The organism is Salinicola acroporae, from assembly GCF_003206615.1.
GTDB classification, from domain to species: domain Bacteria; phylum Pseudomonadota; class Gammaproteobacteria; order Pseudomonadales; family Halomonadaceae; genus Salinicola; species Salinicola acroporae.
On the sequence record NZ_PZJW01000002.1, the window covers coordinates 404,730 to 421,505 of the forward strand.

A 16,776-nucleotide genomic window follows, 5' to 3' on the forward strand; every position below is an offset into this window, starting at 1 on the left:
GACGGCGGGCGTCCCACGCCCGACTCTCGAACGCAAGGCCCCGGTTCCTGGATCGGGGCCTTGTCGTTTCTGCCAGTCAACGCGATCGGCTTCCCTGCCGTAACGCGACCGCCGCCTCGACGCTCTAGCTCGTCGCCTCGCGTTGCGCCATCGCGAACTCCTCCTCCGGCGACAGGATCAGCCGATGACGACCGACCAGCGCGAAATAGGTGATCGCGACGGCGAACCACACGATGACGCCGAGGATGCCGACCCGGTAGGTGGAATCGCTCAACTGGAAAAACAGTGTGACCAGCGCGATGACGATGGTGATCCAGGCGCCGGGCACCCCGAAAGGACTGCGATAGGGGCGTGGGATGTCGGCGCGATTCTTGCGCAGCAGGATGAACGAGGCAGCCTGGGCGATGTAGGAGCACATGGCGCCGAACACCGCCATGTTGAGCAAGGTGCCGCCGATCACCGCCGACCCCTGGTCGATCCCCAGGCCGATGAACAGTGTCAGCATGATGACCAACCCCAGGCAGGCACCGGCAATCATCGCTACGTGCGGCGTCTTGCGGGTGCCGTGGGTGACCGACAGCCAGGTCGGAAAGTAGCCGGCACGCGACAGCGAGTAGATCTGACGCCCCTGGGCAAAGATGATGGTGTGGAAGCTGGAGATCAGTCCGATGATCGCTACCAGCGCCAGGATCTTGGCCAGGCCGCTGCCGTAGATGGCGGCGAAACCGTCCAGCAGCGGCTCACCGCTCTGGCCGAGGGCGTAGGCCCCGACGCCGACCAGTGAAGGGTTGAGGAAAAGCACCATCGAGGCGGAGACGATCAGGGTGATCATGCCCAGGATGATGCCCTTGGGCATGTCTCGCGTGGGATCGACCGACTCCTCCGCCGCCAGTGGCAACTGCTCGATCGCCAGGAACAGCCACACCGCGAAAGGCATCGCCGCCAGCGCGCCGCCGAGGCCCATCGGCAACAACGGTCCGCCGCCGCCCTCCAGCAGTTCACCGTCGCTACCGATATTGAGCGCCCAGGTGGAGAAGTCGATGTTGGGAATCGCCGATACCCAGAACACGATCAGCACCGCCAGCGCCATCAGCGTCACCGTCAAGGTCACCTTGAACGACAGTTCCACGCCCACGATGTTGAGTCCCACGAACAGGATATAGCCTATCACCCACCATAGCGGCTGCACCGCCGCTGGCGTCTCGAAGATGCTGCCCAGATAGGAGCCGATGAAAAAGACGATGACCGCCGGCGTCAGGATGTACTCGACGTTCTCGCACAGACCGGTGATGAAGCCACCCCAGGGTCCCATCGAAGAGCGCGCGAAGGAGTATGCCGCTCCCGTGTGGGGTAACGCCGGGGACATCTCGGCGATACAGAATGTCAGCCCCAGATACATGATCGCAATCAACGCGGTCGCGATCGCCATGCCGCCCCAGCCGCCAATGGAAAGCCCCAGATTCCAGCCGGAGTAGTGACCGGAAATGACCGCGCCGACGCCCAGCGCCCATAGCGACCAGGGGCCGGCATATCGGCTCAGTCCGCGCTGTTCGAAGTAACTGGCGTCTTCCTGCCGGTATTGAATGTTGGAGTGTTGCTGTTTCATATCCGCCTCTCGCCACTGTCGTTGTCCTTGTTGTCGTCGGTGCAGGGCGGTGAAACCGGCCGCTGCATCCCGCATCCCGCTTCCCCTCGAGGTGCGAGGAGACCTTGCGCTTTCAGAAATACTGCAGACCCCACGGGTCCGCAAACCCCTTGGCGCGGATGGAACAGTGTCCAGGAAAATGTGACGAGGAGAACCGTCTCGCGCGGTGGAAAATCACCGCAACAATCACCGGGAACCGCTACGTAAGGCAGCAATTGTTTACCGTTCTGATGTGGAGAGTGGCACTGGCTATCCGTATCGTGCTGAGTAACGCTAGGTCTACCAGAGACAGACGGCGCCCTCGAAGGCGTCGCATAAAAAGGACGATTGCCCATCATTGGAGGCTATCGCCACCGAGTCGCAGGGGGATTCCATGGAGTCATGGTTCAATACAACCTCGGGAGAGATCCTCTTTTGGCTGGCGCTCTGCTCGCTCGCCGTGATCTTTCGACACCGCATGCCGGGCTGGTGGGCACTGTCGCTTCGACCGGATAGCGGCGGCGGCGCGGAAGCCGCCGTCCAGGTGGCCGCTCACCCCGTCACGGGCAAGCTCCAGGTCTATCATCTCTCGCGCTGGTTCGACGCGGTCCTGATCGATCCGGCGAATCCTCCGCTGCGCGATGGCGAGACCGTCTACCTGATACGCTGGGAGTCGCGCCAGGCCTGGGTCAGCCGTGTGCGCAGCCACACCCCGGCCCCGCGCCAAAAGCACAAGCGCTGGCAATGGAGCCTTCATTAGGCGTTGCCCATAAGCCGCTCGTGCCAAGCCATCCGGCGTCGATCAGCAGGTGGCCCGCCGAACGTCCCACACCAGCCCAACCTTCGCCTGGATAGAGTCAAAGAGACCGACCCTCGAGATCCCCATCAGGTCGCCGATGGCTTGGCGAACCGCGCGACCAGCCTCGCCATCCCCGGCCCGACCAATACGACCGTGAACAGCCTTAGCGTCTGCAACGCGACCACCAACCCCACATCCGCATGGGTATCGATCGCGATGATCGTCATCGAATCGAGACCGCCGGGACTCGTGCCCAGATAAGCGGTGATGAAAGTGGTATGCATCAGCAGCGTCATCAGCCAGGCAGAAACGGCACATAGCGCAATCAGCACCAGCGAAGCGAAAATCATCTTGCCGAGCGCGCGCGCAATGTTGTGGACCGTCTCCCGGTCGAAGCGCAATCCCACGTAGGCGCCGATCACGCCGTACGCGAGTTCGAGGAGCGGCTGGGGCAGCACGATGGTGATGAGACCGCTCAGGCTCAACACACTGCCCAGCACTACCGGCCCGAGCAACGCGCCCGCGGGCAACCGCCGGTCGAATAACCACACCCCGCCGACGACGACCGCGAGCGTGGCAACGAAGCTGCCCAGCTCTCCCAGGCTGGCAGGCAGGTTGGCAGCGTGCCCCTTGCCGGCGCTATCCGTCACACCAAAGTAGTGGCTGACCAGCGCCCCCACCAGCACGACGCAGACCACGCGCACGTACTGCATCGCCGCCACGATCCGCGGATCGGCATCGCTCTCCTCGGCCATCGCGACCATCGCCGCGGCGGCTCCCGGCGTCGTGCCCCAGGCCGCCGTCGAGCCGGGCAAGCCACCATAACGCACCAGCCCTATGCCCACCCCCAGGCTCAGCAGCAGCGTGATCGCCGTGGCGACCAGCATCACCGGCCAGGCATCGAGGATCTTGAACAGGACCGACAGGGTCAGCGTCTGGGCGATCAGCACGCCGATCACGCCCTGGCTCAGCTTGAAACCGGTGCGAGGCAACTTCAGGCCACCGACCAGCACTCCGTAGGCAATCGATACCGCCATCGGGCCGATGAACCCGCCGGCCGGCATATGCACCGCACTCAACGACCGGTTGGCAATGACGCAGCCGAGCACGAGCAGCAGCCATCGCAACCACGTCGGGGGGCGGAAGCGAGATGAGGGCTTGCGGGGCACGGGGGGATCAGCGGGCAAGTTCGAACTCCGATAAAAGGCTAATGATATCAACTTTGACCAAATCGCGGCATCGTTTGTCGACAATCTTTGGTTTCAAACTGTCAGCGACGCGTCACCGCTCACGCCGGCCCGGAAGGCTGCTACAGTCAATGAATTAGACGCGATGCCAGCCCCTGCCATGGAGACCGACATGCTTCGAAATCTCGTGACCTTCCCCGGTGCCGCACTGTTGTTGTCACTTGGCGGTGAAGCCTTCGCTGCAGAGCCGGTGCGGAGCGGCGCGCCCAATGCGCCGGATCAGACCCCGGCCTTCGACGGCCAGACCCGCGCGCCGGCACTCGATGACGATGTCACGCTCACGGCAACGCCGGTAGCGGAGGGTCTGGCCCATCCATGGGGCCTGGCATTTGTCGACAACGACATGGCACTGGTGACCGAGCGCGCCGGGCGACTGCGTGCCGTCGACCTGCATGCCGGGACGCTGTCCGCGCCAATCGAGGGCCTGCCGGAGATCGATGCCCGCGGCCAGGGGGGCTTGCTCGACGTGGTGCTCGACCCGGAGTTTGCCAGCAACCGACGAATCTACTTCAGCTACGCCGAGCCCAGGGGCGACGGTGAGAACGGCACCTCGGTCGCCCGTGGCGTCCTGAGCCAGGACCACGCCCGGCTGAGCGACGTCGAAGTCATCTTTCGCCAGACGCCGGCCTGGAGCTCCACCAAGCACTTCGGTTCCACGCTGACCTGGGACGACCAGAATCGACTCTACGTGACCCTGGGCGAACGCTCGCTACCCGAACCCCGCCAACTGGCCCAGGATTTGGACACGCATCTGGGCAAGGTGGTGCGGATCCACGCCGACGGCTCGATTCCCGACGACAACCCGTTCGCCGACGGCGATGGCGGTCTGCCCGAGATCTGGTCGTACGGCCATCGCAACGTGCAGGGCGCGGCGCTGAACCCCGCCACCGGTGAACTCTGGACCATCGAACACGGGCCCAAGGGCGGCGACGAACTCAACGTCCCCGAAGCCGGCAACAACTACGGCTGGCCCGTCATCACCTATGGCGAGGATTACAGCGGCGCGCCAATCGGTGAAGGCGTGACCGCCAGGGAGGGAATGGAGCAGCCGATCTACTACTGGGATCCGGTGATCGCGCCCGGCGACATGACGTTCTACCAGGGTGGTCGCTTCCCAGGCTGGGAGGGAGATCTCGTCATCGCGTCGCTATCGCCGGGCGGGCTGGTGAGACTGACACTCGACGGCAAGCGCGTCAGTGGCGAACAGCGTCTGCTGGAGCAACTGGGGCGCGTGCGCGATGTCGCGGAGGGCCCCGACGGCGCGCTCTGGGTGCTGACGGACTCGAGCAACGGCGCGCTGGTCCGGATCACCCCGGACGGCGAGTGATTGCCGGGCTCAAGGAGGCAGGTGGAGGATCGCGCCACGAATACCGTCGGCGTCGATCCACAGTTTGCCCAGCGTGATCGGCAGGCTGAATCGGCGCTTGCCCGCTGCGCCGGGGTTGAACCATAGCCTCCGCTCGCCGCCCTCTCCCCGCCACTCGTTGCGCGGCTTGTGCGAGTGGCCGTGCAGCACGGACTCGCACGCCATCCGCTCGTCGACGTCCGCCACATCATGGACCAGTTGCAGGGGCCGGCCGTTGATCACCAGCAGGCGGTGTGACGGCAGTGTCGAACACACCCCCTCCCGGTCGATGTTGCCGCGTACGCTATAGACCGGCGCCAGCTCGGCCAGACGTTCGAGAATAGCCGGATCGCCGACGTCACCCAGATGAATCAACGGGCGACAATCCGCCAGCAGCGCCAGGGCCTGGTCCCGCAGCAACCCGTGGGTATCCGAGATGACCCCGACCGGAGACGTCGTCTCGACAATGTCCGCGGTGAGGCTCACCGATGATCTCCTGATGAAACGGTCGAGGAGTGCAGACACAAACGGCCCCGAGGGGCCGTCTGAAGCGTTGCACGAGTCCGCCTCATGATTTGACGCTGGTCGACTTGCCCATGCCCTCGTAAGTCATGTTGCCATCGGCATCGATCTGGCAGGTCAGGTTGTATTTCGCATTGCCCTCGCCGAGCAGATCGACTCGCAGCTCGAAGGTATCTCCCCTCTCGAGCTCATCGGCGTCGTAGTCCTTGGCGTTGTTCTCGTAGATCGAATTGCCTCGAAATTTCTCGCTACCTTCGTCTTTTTGCAGGGCGAGATCGAGACACGCCTTGGCGAGTTTGGGGGCTCCCTCCGCCTGCGTCTCGGTTTCATGGGCCGGCTCCTGCTCGTTGGTCTGCGCCCCCTCCTGCTTGTTCACGTTGGGCTGATCGCTCGTCTTGTCCTGCGCCACGGCGCCACCGGCGAACATCGCCGTGCTCAGTACCAGGCCCAGCCCGGCATTCCTCATCCATTGGGTCGCCATTGCACCTCTCCCTGTTGTGCCATTTGCCCTCGCAGTATAGGAGAGCCTCGCGATCTGCAAAGTCATCGACGCCGAGACCGCGATAGGCAGTAACTCCTCACCCCCAGAGACGTCGGCTGGCGATCGCCGCACCTTCGCTCAGCGCCTTGAGCTTGGCCCAGGCCACGTCCTGGGCGACGAACTCGTAGCTGGCGAAGGTGCCGAAACCACAGTCCGTGCCGGCCACGACACGCTCGCGATCGCCGATGGCATCGACCGAGGCGCAGATGCGATTGGCCACCACCTCGGGGTGTTCGAGATAGTTGGTGGTGACGTCGATCACCCCCGGCATCAGCAGCATATGATCCGGCAGCGGATGGGTCTTGAACGAGACCGTCTCGTGCTCGTGACGCGGATTGCCCAGCGGGATGCTCAACGCCCCCACCTTGGCCCGGTAGAGGATCGGCAGCAGCTCGGCCACCGGCACGTCATCCTGGTGCGGGCCCTGCCAGTTGCCCCAGCAGACGTGCAGGCGAACCTTGTCCGCCGGAATGTTCTCCAGCGCCAGGTTGATCGCCTCGACGTGCAACTCGACGCGTTCGAGAAACGTGCCCAGGTCGGCGTCGCCGAACAGGATCACGCGTTCCATGGCCAGGTCCGGGGCATCCAGCTGCAGCACGTGTCCTGCCGCCACGATCGCTTCGTACTCCCGCTTCAGCTCGCGGGCGACGGCGAGCACGTAGTCGCGGTCGGTGGGATAGTCGGGGTTGTCCTGGGCGCGCAGCATGGTGGTGGTGACCACGCCGGGAGAGGCCGCGGTCATGAAAGTCTCCAGCGGTGCCGGCTTGCCGGCAAGCGCCGCCGAAAACGAGGCCAGCTCCGCCTTGACCCCGGCCAGTGTCGGATCGTAGTGCACCGCACGCTGGGCCAGCGGTGTGTTCCACACCTTGGCCAGATCCTCGGAGACACCGATCTGGCGCGCCATGTGTTCGGCGTAGCCGGGGAACTTCTGGATATCCAGCGTCGGCTTGCGCCGACCCTCGCCGCCGAAGCCGCTCATGCGCTCGGTCACGTAGGTCGAGAAGCCCACTCGCGGCGCCTCGCCGTTGTTGATGCTGTCGAGTCCCGCCTCGAGCTGGGCGCCGATCACGCCGTCGAGACAGCGCGCGACCTCAGCCTCGAACGCTGCGCTATCCACCGGCTTGCCCTGCTCCCGCAGCACCAGCATGCGCGACAGCGCCGGGGTGCGCGGCAGGCTGCCGGTATGAGTGGTGATGATGCGGTCGCGACTGGCTTGCATGGCAATTCCCTGGCGTTATAGAACGGTTCGGCGGTGGCGAGCGGATCGGCTGGCATGGCGCCACCGAAGAGGCAGGCCGCCAGGATACCCAAGCCAGAGACGCAATAGACGTGCAGCCGCATGAAAGTTGTGCAGCTCGATCATGAACCGGGCTCATGACTCGCTCCAGCAGTCGCCTAGCCACGAAAAACGCCCCGAGGAAGAACCTCGGGGCGTTCATTCTGCGGAGGCGACCGCGCCAGCCGCCTCAATCGTCCAGCACCTCAGTCCTCGAGTGCTTCGGGCAGGTCGGTGACCGCGCCTTTCGATGCGGAACTGACCGTCTTGGCGTACTTGGCCAGCGTCCCGCGGGTGTATCGCGGTGCCGGACGCTGCCAGGCCGCGCGACGCCGCTCCATCTCGGCATCGTCGATATGCACGGTCATAACATCGTTCTCGGCGTCGATGGTGATCTCGTCGCCATCCTCGACCAGGCCGATCGGCCCGCCAACGAACGCTTCCGGCGTGATATGGCCGACCACGAAGCCGTGGCTGCCGCCGGAGAAGCGGCCGTCGGTGATCAACGCCACCTTGTCGCCCAGGCCGCGGCCCATGATCGCGGAGGTGGGCGTCAGCATCTCGCGCATGCCCGGGCCACCCTTGGGTCCTTCGTAGCGGATGACTACGACATCGCCGGCGACCACGGTCAGGTCGTTGATGCGTGCCTGGGCCTCCTCCTCGGAATTGAAGACGCGCGCGCGACCGGTGAAGCGAGTGCCTTCCTTGCCGGTGATCTTGGCCACGGCACCTTCCGGCGCCAGATTGCCGTAGAGAATCCGCAGGTGGCTGCTCGCCTTGACCGGCTTGTCCAGCGGTTTGATGATCTGCTGGTCGACCGGATACGGCGCCACGTCCGCCAGGTTCTCGGCCAGTGTCTTGCCGGTGACGGTAACGCAGTCGCCGTGGAGCATGCCCGCATCCAGCAGGACCTTCATCAGCGGCTGGATGCCGCCGATCGCCACCAGCTCGCTCATCATGTAGTGGCCGCTGGGACGCACGTCGGCGAGCACCGGCACCCGCTTGCCGATTTCGGTGAAATCGTCCAGCGTGAGCTCGACGCCGACGGTGTTGGCGATCGCCAGCAGGTGCAGCACCGCATTGGTGGAGCCGCCGAGGGCAATGACCACGGTGATGGCGTTCTCGAACGCCTTGCGGGTCATGATGTCGGAAGGCTTGAGATCCAGCTCGAGCAGCTTGAGCACGGCCTCGCCGGCGGCGCGGCAGTCGTCGTGCTTGGTCTGGGAGACCGCCTCCTGGGCTGACGAGTTGGGCAGGCTCATGCCCATGGCCTCGATTGCCGAGGCCATGGTGTTGGCGGTATACATGCCACCGCAGGAGCCCGGCCCCGGAATCGCGGTCTCCTCGATCTGCTTGACCTCGATCAGCGACTTGTTGCCCTGGGAGTAGGCCCCCATCGCCTCGAACACCGAGACGATATCGGTATGGCCTGCGCCCGGCTGGATGGTGCCGCCGTAGACGAAGATGCTGGGCCGATCGAGACGCGCCAGCCCGATCATGCAGCCCGGCATGTTCTTGTCGCAGCCGCCGATCGCGACCACGCCATCGAAGCCCTCGCAACCGGAGACGGCTTCGATGGAATCCGCGATGATCTCCCGCGAGGCCATCGAGTACTTCATGCCCTCGGTGCCGTTGGCGATGCCATCGGAGATGGTGATGGTATTGAAGATCACGCCCTTGCCGCCGGCAGCGTCGGCACCGTCGCTGGCCGCTTCCGCCAGCACGTTGATATGGCTGTTGCACGGCGTCACCCGGCTCCAGGTCGAGGCGATGCCCACCTGCGGTTTCTTGAAGTCCTCGTCGGTGAAGCCCACCGCGCGCAGCATGGCACGACTGGCGGCCTTGCCGGGGCCATCGACCACGTTGGCGGAGTGGCGGCGACGGTGATCGGTATTTTCCGGGTAATCCTGACTCATCAAGCGCTCCTGTATTTCGGCTGTTCGCCTCGAGGGCGGTCTGGCTGCCTCGTCGGGCGAAGGTTGAGCGACACATGCCGGCTGAAACGATGCCTCGAAAGATGACGGTCGGCAGGCGTCGAGGTGTCACGGTCACATGACAATGCTCGGACGCGATGGCTCTTGTGAAGCGGCTCTCGTGAAGCGAATCGGACGCGCCCGATGCAGAAAGGGTGGCCCATTGTAACGGCACCGAGCGCGCGCGGACATCCGACGATGGCGGAAATCGCGCGTCTCTCGAGGGCGGCCATCCGTGCAATACTGGCCGGCATCACGTCTGCCGTCTTCACCGCACGCCGAGCGAGCCCGCCATGTTCGACTTCAAGGAAATCGAAGCCTTCGTCTGGATCGTACGCCTGGGATCGTTCCGCCTTGCCGCACAGCACCTGCACCTGACCCAGCCTTCCATCTCGGATCGTATTGCCCGGCTCGAGGAGTTCGTCGGCGGGCCACTGCTGGATCGCGCCCAGCGCCCGATCCAACCTACGCCCAAGGGTCGACAGTTCTACCGCCACGCACAGCACATGCTGGAGACGCGCCAGGAAGCGATGGCGATGCTCGAGGCCAACAACCCGTTCCAGGGCGTCCTGCGCCTCGGCGTGGTCGAAACCATCGCCCACAGTTGGTTGCCGGCGTTCATCGCCGAACTCGCCAACCGCTTCCCCGACATGACGCTGCAGCTCGAAGTGGACGGCACGCCGGGACTCGCCAACCGGCTGCTCAATCGCCAGATCGACATGGCCTTCACGCTGGGACCGGTCGATGCCCAGGACATCCTCAGTCGGCCGCTATGCCACTATGCCACGGGCCTGATCGCCACTCCGCAGTTGGGCTTCTCGGCCCAGACGTTCACCCTGGAAGCGCTGGCGCGTACCGGCACGCCCTTGATCACCTTCGCCAGCGACAGCCGCCCCTACCGGGAGCTGCAGTCGCTTTTGCATCAGCAGCGCCTGGAGCGGATCAAGCTGCACTGCTCCGGCTCGGTCTGGACCATCGTACGCCTGGCGCTGGATGGTATCGGCGTCGGTGCCATCCCGCCCCGCATCGTCGAGCAGGAGATCGCCCGCGGCGAGCTCATCACCCTGCCCTGTGATCTGCCTCGGCTCGACTTCGCGGCCTCCTGGCCGCAGCACATCGACAAGGCGCTGGCCGATGGTGTCATCGACCTGGCGATCGAACTCGGGCAACGGGATCAGCGCGAGCACGCCTGACGCTGCCAGGGCGTTGCCGATGGTCTCATGATGGAGGGCGTTATCGATGAACCTGGCGTTGAAAGGTTTTACCGATGAATAAGAATCATAAAAATCGATTGGATTGATGCGTCGTGAACCCATAGCGTGGGATGTCATAAGGCGCCACCCGGTTCTGCCGGCCAAGGCTGCCACGACAATGACAACCAGGATCGACAACATGCTCTCTCTCGACGCCACCGTCTCTCCGGCCGAGGCGCGCGCCGCCATCCGCCGCGGTGACTGGCCCACCACCACCACCGGTATCGCCAACGGTTTCGCCCAGGCCAACCTGGTCATCATTCCCGAAACCTACGCTGCCGACTTCCTGCGCTTCTGCCTGGCCAATCGCGCCGCCTGTCCGGTGCTCGACGTCAGCGAACCGGGCAGCTTCCATCCGCAGGCCCTGGGAGAGGCGATCGACCTGCGCACCGACGTGCCGCGCTACCGCGTCTACGAACATGGCGAACTGGTCGACGAGCCAGCCGACCTCGTCTCCCGCTGGCGCGACGACCTGGTCACCTTCTCGATCGGCTGCTCGTTCTCGTTCGAGGAGTCGCTGATCGCCGAGGGCGTGCCGGTTCGCCATATGGCCGCGCGCACCATCGTGCCAATGTACCGGACCCGCATTCCGCTGATCCCCGCTGGCCCGTTCCACGGCAGCTACGTCGTGTCGATGCGCGCCATGTCACCGGCCGAGGCCATCCGCGCCGTGCAGATCACCACCGACATGCCCAGCGTTCATGGCGCGCCCCTGCATCTGGCGCGACCGGAGTTGATCGGCATCGACGATATCCACCAGCCGGACTTCGGCGATGCTCCGGTGATGGAAACCGGCGACATCCCGGTATTCTGGGCCTGCGGGGTGACACCGCAGATCGCGCTGATGAATGCGAAACTACCCTTCGCCATGGCCCACGCACCGGGTCACATGCTGATCACCGACATTCCCAACTATCGCCTGAAGTATCGGTAGCGGCGATATCGCGGTAGTCGCGCCGCTCGCGCCTGCCGAAGACTCGTAAAACAACCTCAACAAGCGAGACTCCCATGAAGAAGACACTGCTTGGCCTCACGCTCTCCGCCCTGACTGCCGGCCTTGTCCAGGGCGCCGCCGCCGATACCAGCCTCAACGTCGTCGGTACCTGGAGCGCAGTCTCCCTGCACAAGAACTTCGAGAAGCCGTTCTGGACCGAGACCCTGCCCAAGGCGAGCGATGGCCAGATCCAGGTCCAGATGACGACCTTCGATCAGATGGGTATCGAAGGCAGTGATGTCTTCACCTACCTGAAGAACGGCCTGTTCAATGTCGGCATGACCTTCTCCGACTACGTCGGCGGCGAAGCGCCGGCACTGGAAGGGCTCGACCTGCCGATGATGACCACCGACCCCGAGAAGGCTCGTGAGGTCAGCGAGGCGTTCATGCCGATCGCCGAGAAGACAATGCAGTCTCACTACAATGCGCATGTGCTGGCGATCGCGCCCAACACGCCGCAGGTGGTGTTCTGCAACACGCCGATCAAGGGCCTCGGCGATCTGCAGGGCAAGAAGGTCCGCGCCAGTGGCCGCACCACGGCGGAGTTCCTCTCCGCCATCGGCGCCCAGAGCACGGTCATGGCCTTCAATGAAGTGCCTGGTTCGCTCGAGCGCGGGGTGATCGACTGTGCCGTGACGGGCTCGCTGTCCGGCTACAACTCCGGCTGGCAGGACGTCGCCGACTACCTTTTGCCGCTGCCGATCGGTGGCTGGGACACGGTGATTACTGCGGTCAGCAACGACACCTGGAACTCGCTGGATGACCAGACCAAGCAGACCATCGAGGACCAGATCGAACCCGGCTTCATCGATCCGGTGTGGAACAACCTGGCCAAGGACGAGCAGCAGGGCATCGCCTGCCTGACCGGCAATGGCGAGTGCGAGCACGGCAATCCGGGCGACATGACCCTGGTCGAGGTGACCGATGCCGACCGCGAGCGCGCCCACCAGGCGCTGGTCAGTGCCGTCCTGCCGAGCTGGGCCTCGCGGATCGATGATGAGACGATCTCGCTGTGGAACGAGAACGTCGCGCCGCTCGTCGCACTCCCCATCGTCAAGTAAACGGGCAACAGGGTCGAGCACGCCGGTGCTCGGCCCTTGCCCGTCGGCAGGTATCCAACATGCTCGCTCTCGTCTCTCTGTTCGACGCGCTCGTGGGCGCCGTCCGCCTCGTCTCGCGCTGGGCCGCTCGACTCATCGGCCTGCTGCTGCTGGCCGTCGTGGTGATGGTCATCATGGAGGTCGTCAGCCGCAAACTGCTGGGCCGCTCCTTCGAAGGCGTCCAGGAATATGCCGGTTATGTCCTCGCCGTTCTCTCGGCCTGGGGGCTTTCGCACACGCTGGTCGAACGTGCCCATATCCGCATCGATGTCGGCTACTCGAAGCTGCCGATCGCCGCCCGGGCAGCGCTCGACCTGCTCTCGATACTCGCCGTCAATCTGGTCGGCTGGATGATTGTCATCCACGCCTGGCCGGTGTTCTCGGGATCACTCTCCAACCACACCACCGCCAACACGCCGCTGTCGACGCCGCTGTGGATACCGCAACTGGTCTGGGTGCTGGGCTACACCTGGTTTGCCGTGTCGGCGGCGGTGCTTGCGATTCGCGCCCTGCTGGCGGCGGCCGGCGGCGATAGCGCCACGATTCGCACGCTGATCGGCATGGGCCACGACGCCGATCAGCTCGAGGCCGATTCGCTCGAGGTCCGCGTGCACGACAACGCCGCAACCGGAGGGAAATCCTGATGCTTGCCTATCTCTCCATCGGAATTCTGGCGCTGCTGCTGACCGGCATCCCGGTCGCCATCACGCTGTTCCTGCTCGCCTTCGGTATCGATCAATTCTTCTCGTTCTTCCCGCTGATGCGGGCGCTGGGCCAGAACCTGTGGTCGGCGGCGGACTCTTTTCTGCTGATCGCGATTCCGTTGTTCGTGCTGATGGGTGAGATCATCGTCCGCGCGGGGATCGCCGAACGCGCCTATCGCGCCATGGATCACTGGCTCTCCTGGCTGCCCGGCGGCCTGCTGCATGCCAACGTGATGACCTCGATGCTGTTCTCCGCGACCTCGGGCTCCTCCGTGGCCACCGCGGCCACGATCTCCACCGTGGCGCTGCCGCAGGGCGACAAGCTCGGCTATCACCCACGGCTTTTTTGCGGCAGCATCGCCGCCGGCGGCACGCTGGGCATTCTGATTCCGCCGTCGATCAACCTGATCGTCTATGGCTTCCTCACCGAGACCTCGATCCCCAAGCTGTTCGTGGCCGGGCTGCTGCCGGGGCTGTTGCTGACCGGCCTGTTCATGCTGACGGCGATCCTGTTCTGCGCTTTCAAGCCATCGCTGGGTGGGCCACGCAGTCGCTCGAGCTGGCCGGAGCGGTTGCGCCATCTGAAGTTCCTGCTGCCGCTGCTGATCCTGTTCGTCGCCATCGTCGGCTCGATCTACACCGGCTGGGCCACGCCCACCGAAGCCGCCGCCATCGGCGTGGTGGTCGCGCTGATGCTCGCGGCGTTCAATCGGCGACTGGACTGGCGCATGCTGACCGAAGCGCTCGACAATACCGTGCGCACCACCTCGATGATCCTGTTCATCATGCTGGCAGCCTCGTTTCTCAACTTCGCGCTCGCCTCGGCCGGTCTCTCCAACCAACTGACGCAACTGCTGACGCAACTGGACCTGTCGCCGATGGCACTGCTGCTCTGCGTGCTGGCGCTGCTGGTGGTTCTCGGTTTCTTCATCGAGACGCTATCGATGATGGTGATCACGCTGCCGATCATCGCGCCCCTGCTGTTCGCCGCGGGCTTCGACAAGGTGTGGTTCGGCGTGGTGATGATCCTGTTCGTCGAGATGGCGCTGATCACTCCTCCGGTCGGCCTCAACCTCTACATCGTGCAGGCAGCCCGGCGCGGCAAGCCGTTCTCCGACGTGATCGTCGGCACGCTGCCGTTCATCGCCGCCATGGTGGTGATGGCCGTGCTGCTGATTCTGTTCCCCGGCATCGCCCTATGGCTGCCGAACTCGCTCTGATCCGCCGCGTCGTCGAGGCGCCGCGTTATCGCTACGCCGTGCCATCGATGACCCGCGGCAGCCGACGCCAATGGCCGCTCCAACGACAACTCAGGAACCGCTCATGCTGACTTTCGATACCCCCGAAGACACGCTCACCGTCACACCCGAACGGCTGGCGATCGCCGGCTGGGCAGGCCGCGATCAGGCGAACGTGCAACATCATATCGACGAACTGGCCGCCATCGGCGTCAAGCCGCCCTCCAGCGTGCCGCTTTTTTATCGGGCCAGTGCGCAACTGCTGACCCAGGCTGAAAACGTCGAGATGCTCGGCGGCGACGGCTCCGGCGAAGCCGAGGTCTGCCTCGTCAGCGACAGCGCTGGCCGGCTGTGGGTGACGCTCGCCTCCGACCACACCGACCGTAAACTCGAGGCGGTCGGTGTCGCCGAATCCAAGCAGCTCTGCGCCAAGCCGGTCGCCCGACAGGCCTGGCCGCTAGCGGCCATCCGCGAGCATTGGGATGCGCTGGAACTGGCCAGCGAGATCGAAGAGAACGGCCAGGTCGTCACCTATCAGCAGGGCACGCTGGCCGAGCTGCTGGATATCGAGACGCTACTGGCCAAGCTGCCCGCCGCACTCAAGCAGGGCGAATCGCTGGCCCCCAACACGCTGCTGCTGTGCGGCACGGTGCCAGCCATCGGCGGTATCCGCCCCAGCCCGCGCTTCTCGATGACGCTCACCGACCCCGTGCTGAACCGCCGCCTGAGCCATAGCTACACCGTCATCGAGCTCGAGGTCGCGCAATGAGCTCGCCCGAGACGTCACAAGATGACGCACGCGCGTTCTGGGATCGCCCTGCCGGCCAACGCCGGCTGCACGACTGGCAGGCGGCCATCGACAGCGGCGACTTCACCCCCACCCAGGCACTGGAGGCACTGATCGAGCGGGCACGGTCACGGGCCGAGGTCACCGCCACGACCTATATCGAATTCGATGCCGACAAGCTGCGGGACCGGTTGGCGCGGGTCGATCCCACCCAACCCCTGGCGGGTGTGCCGATCAGCATCAAGGATCTGTTCGATGTCCAAGGCGAGGTGACCCAGGCCGCCTCCCGCGTGCTGGGTGACAACCCGCCAGCCAGTCGCGATGCGCCGGCGGTCCAGCGTCTGCGACGCGCCGGGGCGCTGCTGACCGGGCGCACCAACATGAGCGAGTTCGCATTCTCGGGGCTCGGCCTCAACCAACACTACGGCACGCCCCCCAATCCGTTCGATGGCGAACGCGTCACCGGCGGTTCGACCTCGGGTGGCGCCGCCTCGGTCGCCTTCGGCCTCGCCGCCGCCACGCTGGGCAGCGATACCGGCGGTTCGCTCAGGATCCCGGCGGCGTTCTGCGGTCTGACCGGCTTCAAGCCGAGCCAGGCCTGCGTGCCCGGTGAAGGGGCCTATCCGCTGGCACCGAGTCTCGACTGCGTGGGTCCGATCGCGCCCAGCGTCGCGTGCTGCGCCAGCCTCTGGTCGATTCTGGCCGAGAGGCCGCTACCGGCGCTGGATGCCACGCCGCGACCGCTGCGGTTGGCAGTGGCAGCAGGCGGCCTGCTGAGCGAACTGGACGACGCCGTGGGTGACGGCTTCGAGGCCGCGATCGCGGTACTCGAGGCCCAGGGGTGCCATATCGAGCGAGTGTCGTTCACCGCGATCGACGCGGCGCTGGCCATCAACCAGCAGGGTGGCCTGGTGGTACCGGAAGCGGCCGCGCTGCATCGCGAGCAGCTCGCCCGCGCCGAAGCCGACTACGACCCCTTGATCGCCGAACGCCTGAAGGGCGGCCGGGACATCAGCGCCGCGGACTACCTGCAGCGCCTGTGGCCAAGAGCGGGCTGGCAGCAACGCTTTGAACAGGAGATGACCGGCTTCGATGCGGTGCTGCTGCCCACCGTCGCCACGCTGCCCCCGAGACGGGCCGCGCTCGAGAACGATGCCGCCGCCTTCCAGCGCGCCAACCGGCTGGCGCTGCGCAATACCAGCGTCTTCAACTATCTCGACGCGGCCTCGATCTCGCTGCCCTACGTCGCGACCGGCGCCGAGCTTCCCATCGGCCTGATGCTATCGCGCCCCCAGGGCGACGATACCATGCTGTTGCAGCATGCCTGCGTGGTGGAAGCGATGCTGCAAGACACCGATCAATCCCGCTGAGGA

15 protein-coding genes are annotated in these 16,776 nt (G+C 65.1%); 9 read left to right on the forward strand and 6 right to left on the reverse strand.

Annotated features, from left to right (window positions below):
• Positions 1-124 precede the first annotated feature (124 nt).
• The gene (locus tag DOM54_RS03035; RefSeq protein ID WP_110714912.1) at positions 125-1,606 is read right to left on the reverse strand and encodes an amino acid permease; all 1,482 of its coding nucleotides are present in this window, start codon (positions 1,604-1,606) and stop codon (positions 125-127) included.
• Between the two features lie 412 nt (positions 1,607-2,018).
• Here DOM54_RS03035 and DOM54_RS03040 point away from each other — a divergent pair, with 412 nt between their 5' ends.
• Positions 2,019-2,384: a hypothetical protein gene (locus DOM54_RS03040; RefSeq protein ID WP_162619745.1), complete on the forward strand. Its 366-nt coding sequence runs from the start codon at positions 2,019-2,021 to the stop codon at positions 2,382-2,384.
• 125 nt (positions 2,385-2,509) lie between these two features.
• Here DOM54_RS03040 and DOM54_RS03045 read toward each other — a convergent pair whose 3' ends face one another.
• A complete protein-coding gene (locus DOM54_RS03045; protein WP_110714914.1) occupies positions 2,510-3,610 on the reverse strand; it encodes an AbrB family transcriptional regulator in 1,101 nt (366 codons plus the stop codon).
• Positions 3,611-3,782: 172 nt separating this feature from the next.
• On the opposite strand from DOM54_RS03045, the gene DOM54_RS03050 reads away from it, so the two are divergent.
• Positions 3,783-4,997 (forward strand): PQQ-dependent sugar dehydrogenase, encoded by a 1,215-nt coding sequence (locus tag DOM54_RS03050; protein ID WP_110715108.1) that lies wholly within the window; start codon positions 3,783-3,785, stop codon positions 4,995-4,997.
• A 9-nt stretch (positions 4,998-5,006) separates the two neighbouring features.
• On the opposite strand, the gene DOM54_RS03055 is transcribed toward DOM54_RS03050, so the two are convergent.
• From DOM54_RS03055 to ilvD, 4 genes are all read right to left on the reverse strand, one after another.
• The gene (locus DOM54_RS03055) at positions 5,007-5,501 is read right to left on the reverse strand and encodes a metallophosphoesterase family protein (RefSeq protein WP_167406499.1); all 495 of its coding nucleotides are present in this window, start codon (positions 5,499-5,501) and stop codon (positions 5,007-5,009) included.
• Positions 5,502-5,583: 82 nt separating this feature from the next.
• Positions 5,584-6,018: a hypothetical protein gene (locus DOM54_RS03060; RefSeq protein WP_110714915.1), complete on the reverse strand. Its 435-nt coding sequence runs from the start codon at positions 6,016-6,018 to the stop codon at positions 5,584-5,586.
• 97 nt (positions 6,019-6,115) lie between these two features.
• Positions 6,116-7,297, reverse strand: a complete 1,182-nt coding sequence (locus DOM54_RS03065; RefSeq protein WP_110714916.1) for a cobalamin-independent methionine synthase II family protein — start codon at positions 7,295-7,297, stop codon at positions 6,116-6,118.
• A gap of 263 nt (positions 7,298-7,560) precedes the next feature.
• Positions 7,561-9,270 carry a dihydroxy-acid dehydratase gene (gene ilvD / locus DOM54_RS03070; protein ID WP_110714917.1) on the reverse strand — a complete coding sequence of 570 codons (1,710 nt, stop codon included), beginning with the start codon at positions 9,268-9,270 and terminating at the stop codon, positions 7,561-7,563.
• A 350-nt stretch (positions 9,271-9,620) separates the two neighbouring features.
• Here ilvD and DOM54_RS03075 point away from each other — a divergent pair, with 350 nt between their 5' ends.
• The 7 genes from DOM54_RS03075 (at position 9,621) to DOM54_RS03105 (ending at position 16,773) form a co-directional block, all read left to right on the forward strand.
• The gene (locus tag DOM54_RS03075) at positions 9,621-10,520 is read left to right on the forward strand and encodes a LysR family transcriptional regulator (RefSeq protein ID WP_110714918.1); all 900 of its coding nucleotides are present in this window, start codon (positions 9,621-9,623) and stop codon (positions 10,518-10,520) included.
• Between the two features lie 178 nt (positions 10,521-10,698).
• Entirely contained in the window at positions 10,699-11,514 is an 816-nt protein-coding gene (locus tag DOM54_RS03080) for a putative hydro-lyase (RefSeq protein WP_240613739.1), read from the forward strand.
• Positions 11,515-11,588: 74 nt separating this feature from the next.
• Entirely contained in the window at positions 11,589-12,635 is a 1,047-nt protein-coding gene (locus DOM54_RS03085; RefSeq protein ID WP_110714920.1) for a TRAP transporter substrate-binding protein, read from the forward strand.
• Between the two features lie 59 nt (positions 12,636-12,694).
• Complete coding sequence (locus DOM54_RS03090; RefSeq protein WP_110714921.1) at positions 12,695-13,318, forward strand: TRAP transporter small permease subunit; 624 nt, start codon at positions 12,695-12,697, stop codon at positions 13,316-13,318.
• Entirely contained in the window at positions 13,318-14,598 is a 1,281-nt protein-coding gene (locus tag DOM54_RS03095; protein ID WP_110714922.1) for a TRAP transporter large permease, read from the forward strand. Before DOM54_RS03090 ends, DOM54_RS03095 begins: the two co-directional genes overlap by 1 nt.
• 103 nt (positions 14,599-14,701) lie before the next feature.
• Positions 14,702-15,385: a DUF2848 domain-containing protein gene (locus DOM54_RS03100; RefSeq protein ID WP_110714923.1), complete on the forward strand. Its 684-nt coding sequence runs from the start codon at positions 14,702-14,704 to the stop codon at positions 15,383-15,385.
• Positions 15,382-16,773, forward strand: a complete 1,392-nt coding sequence (locus DOM54_RS03105) for an amidase (protein ID WP_110714924.1) — start codon at positions 15,382-15,384, stop codon at positions 16,771-16,773. Before DOM54_RS03100 ends, DOM54_RS03105 begins: the two co-directional genes overlap by 4 nt.
• The last annotated feature ends 3 nt before the right edge of the window (positions 16,774-16,776 follow it).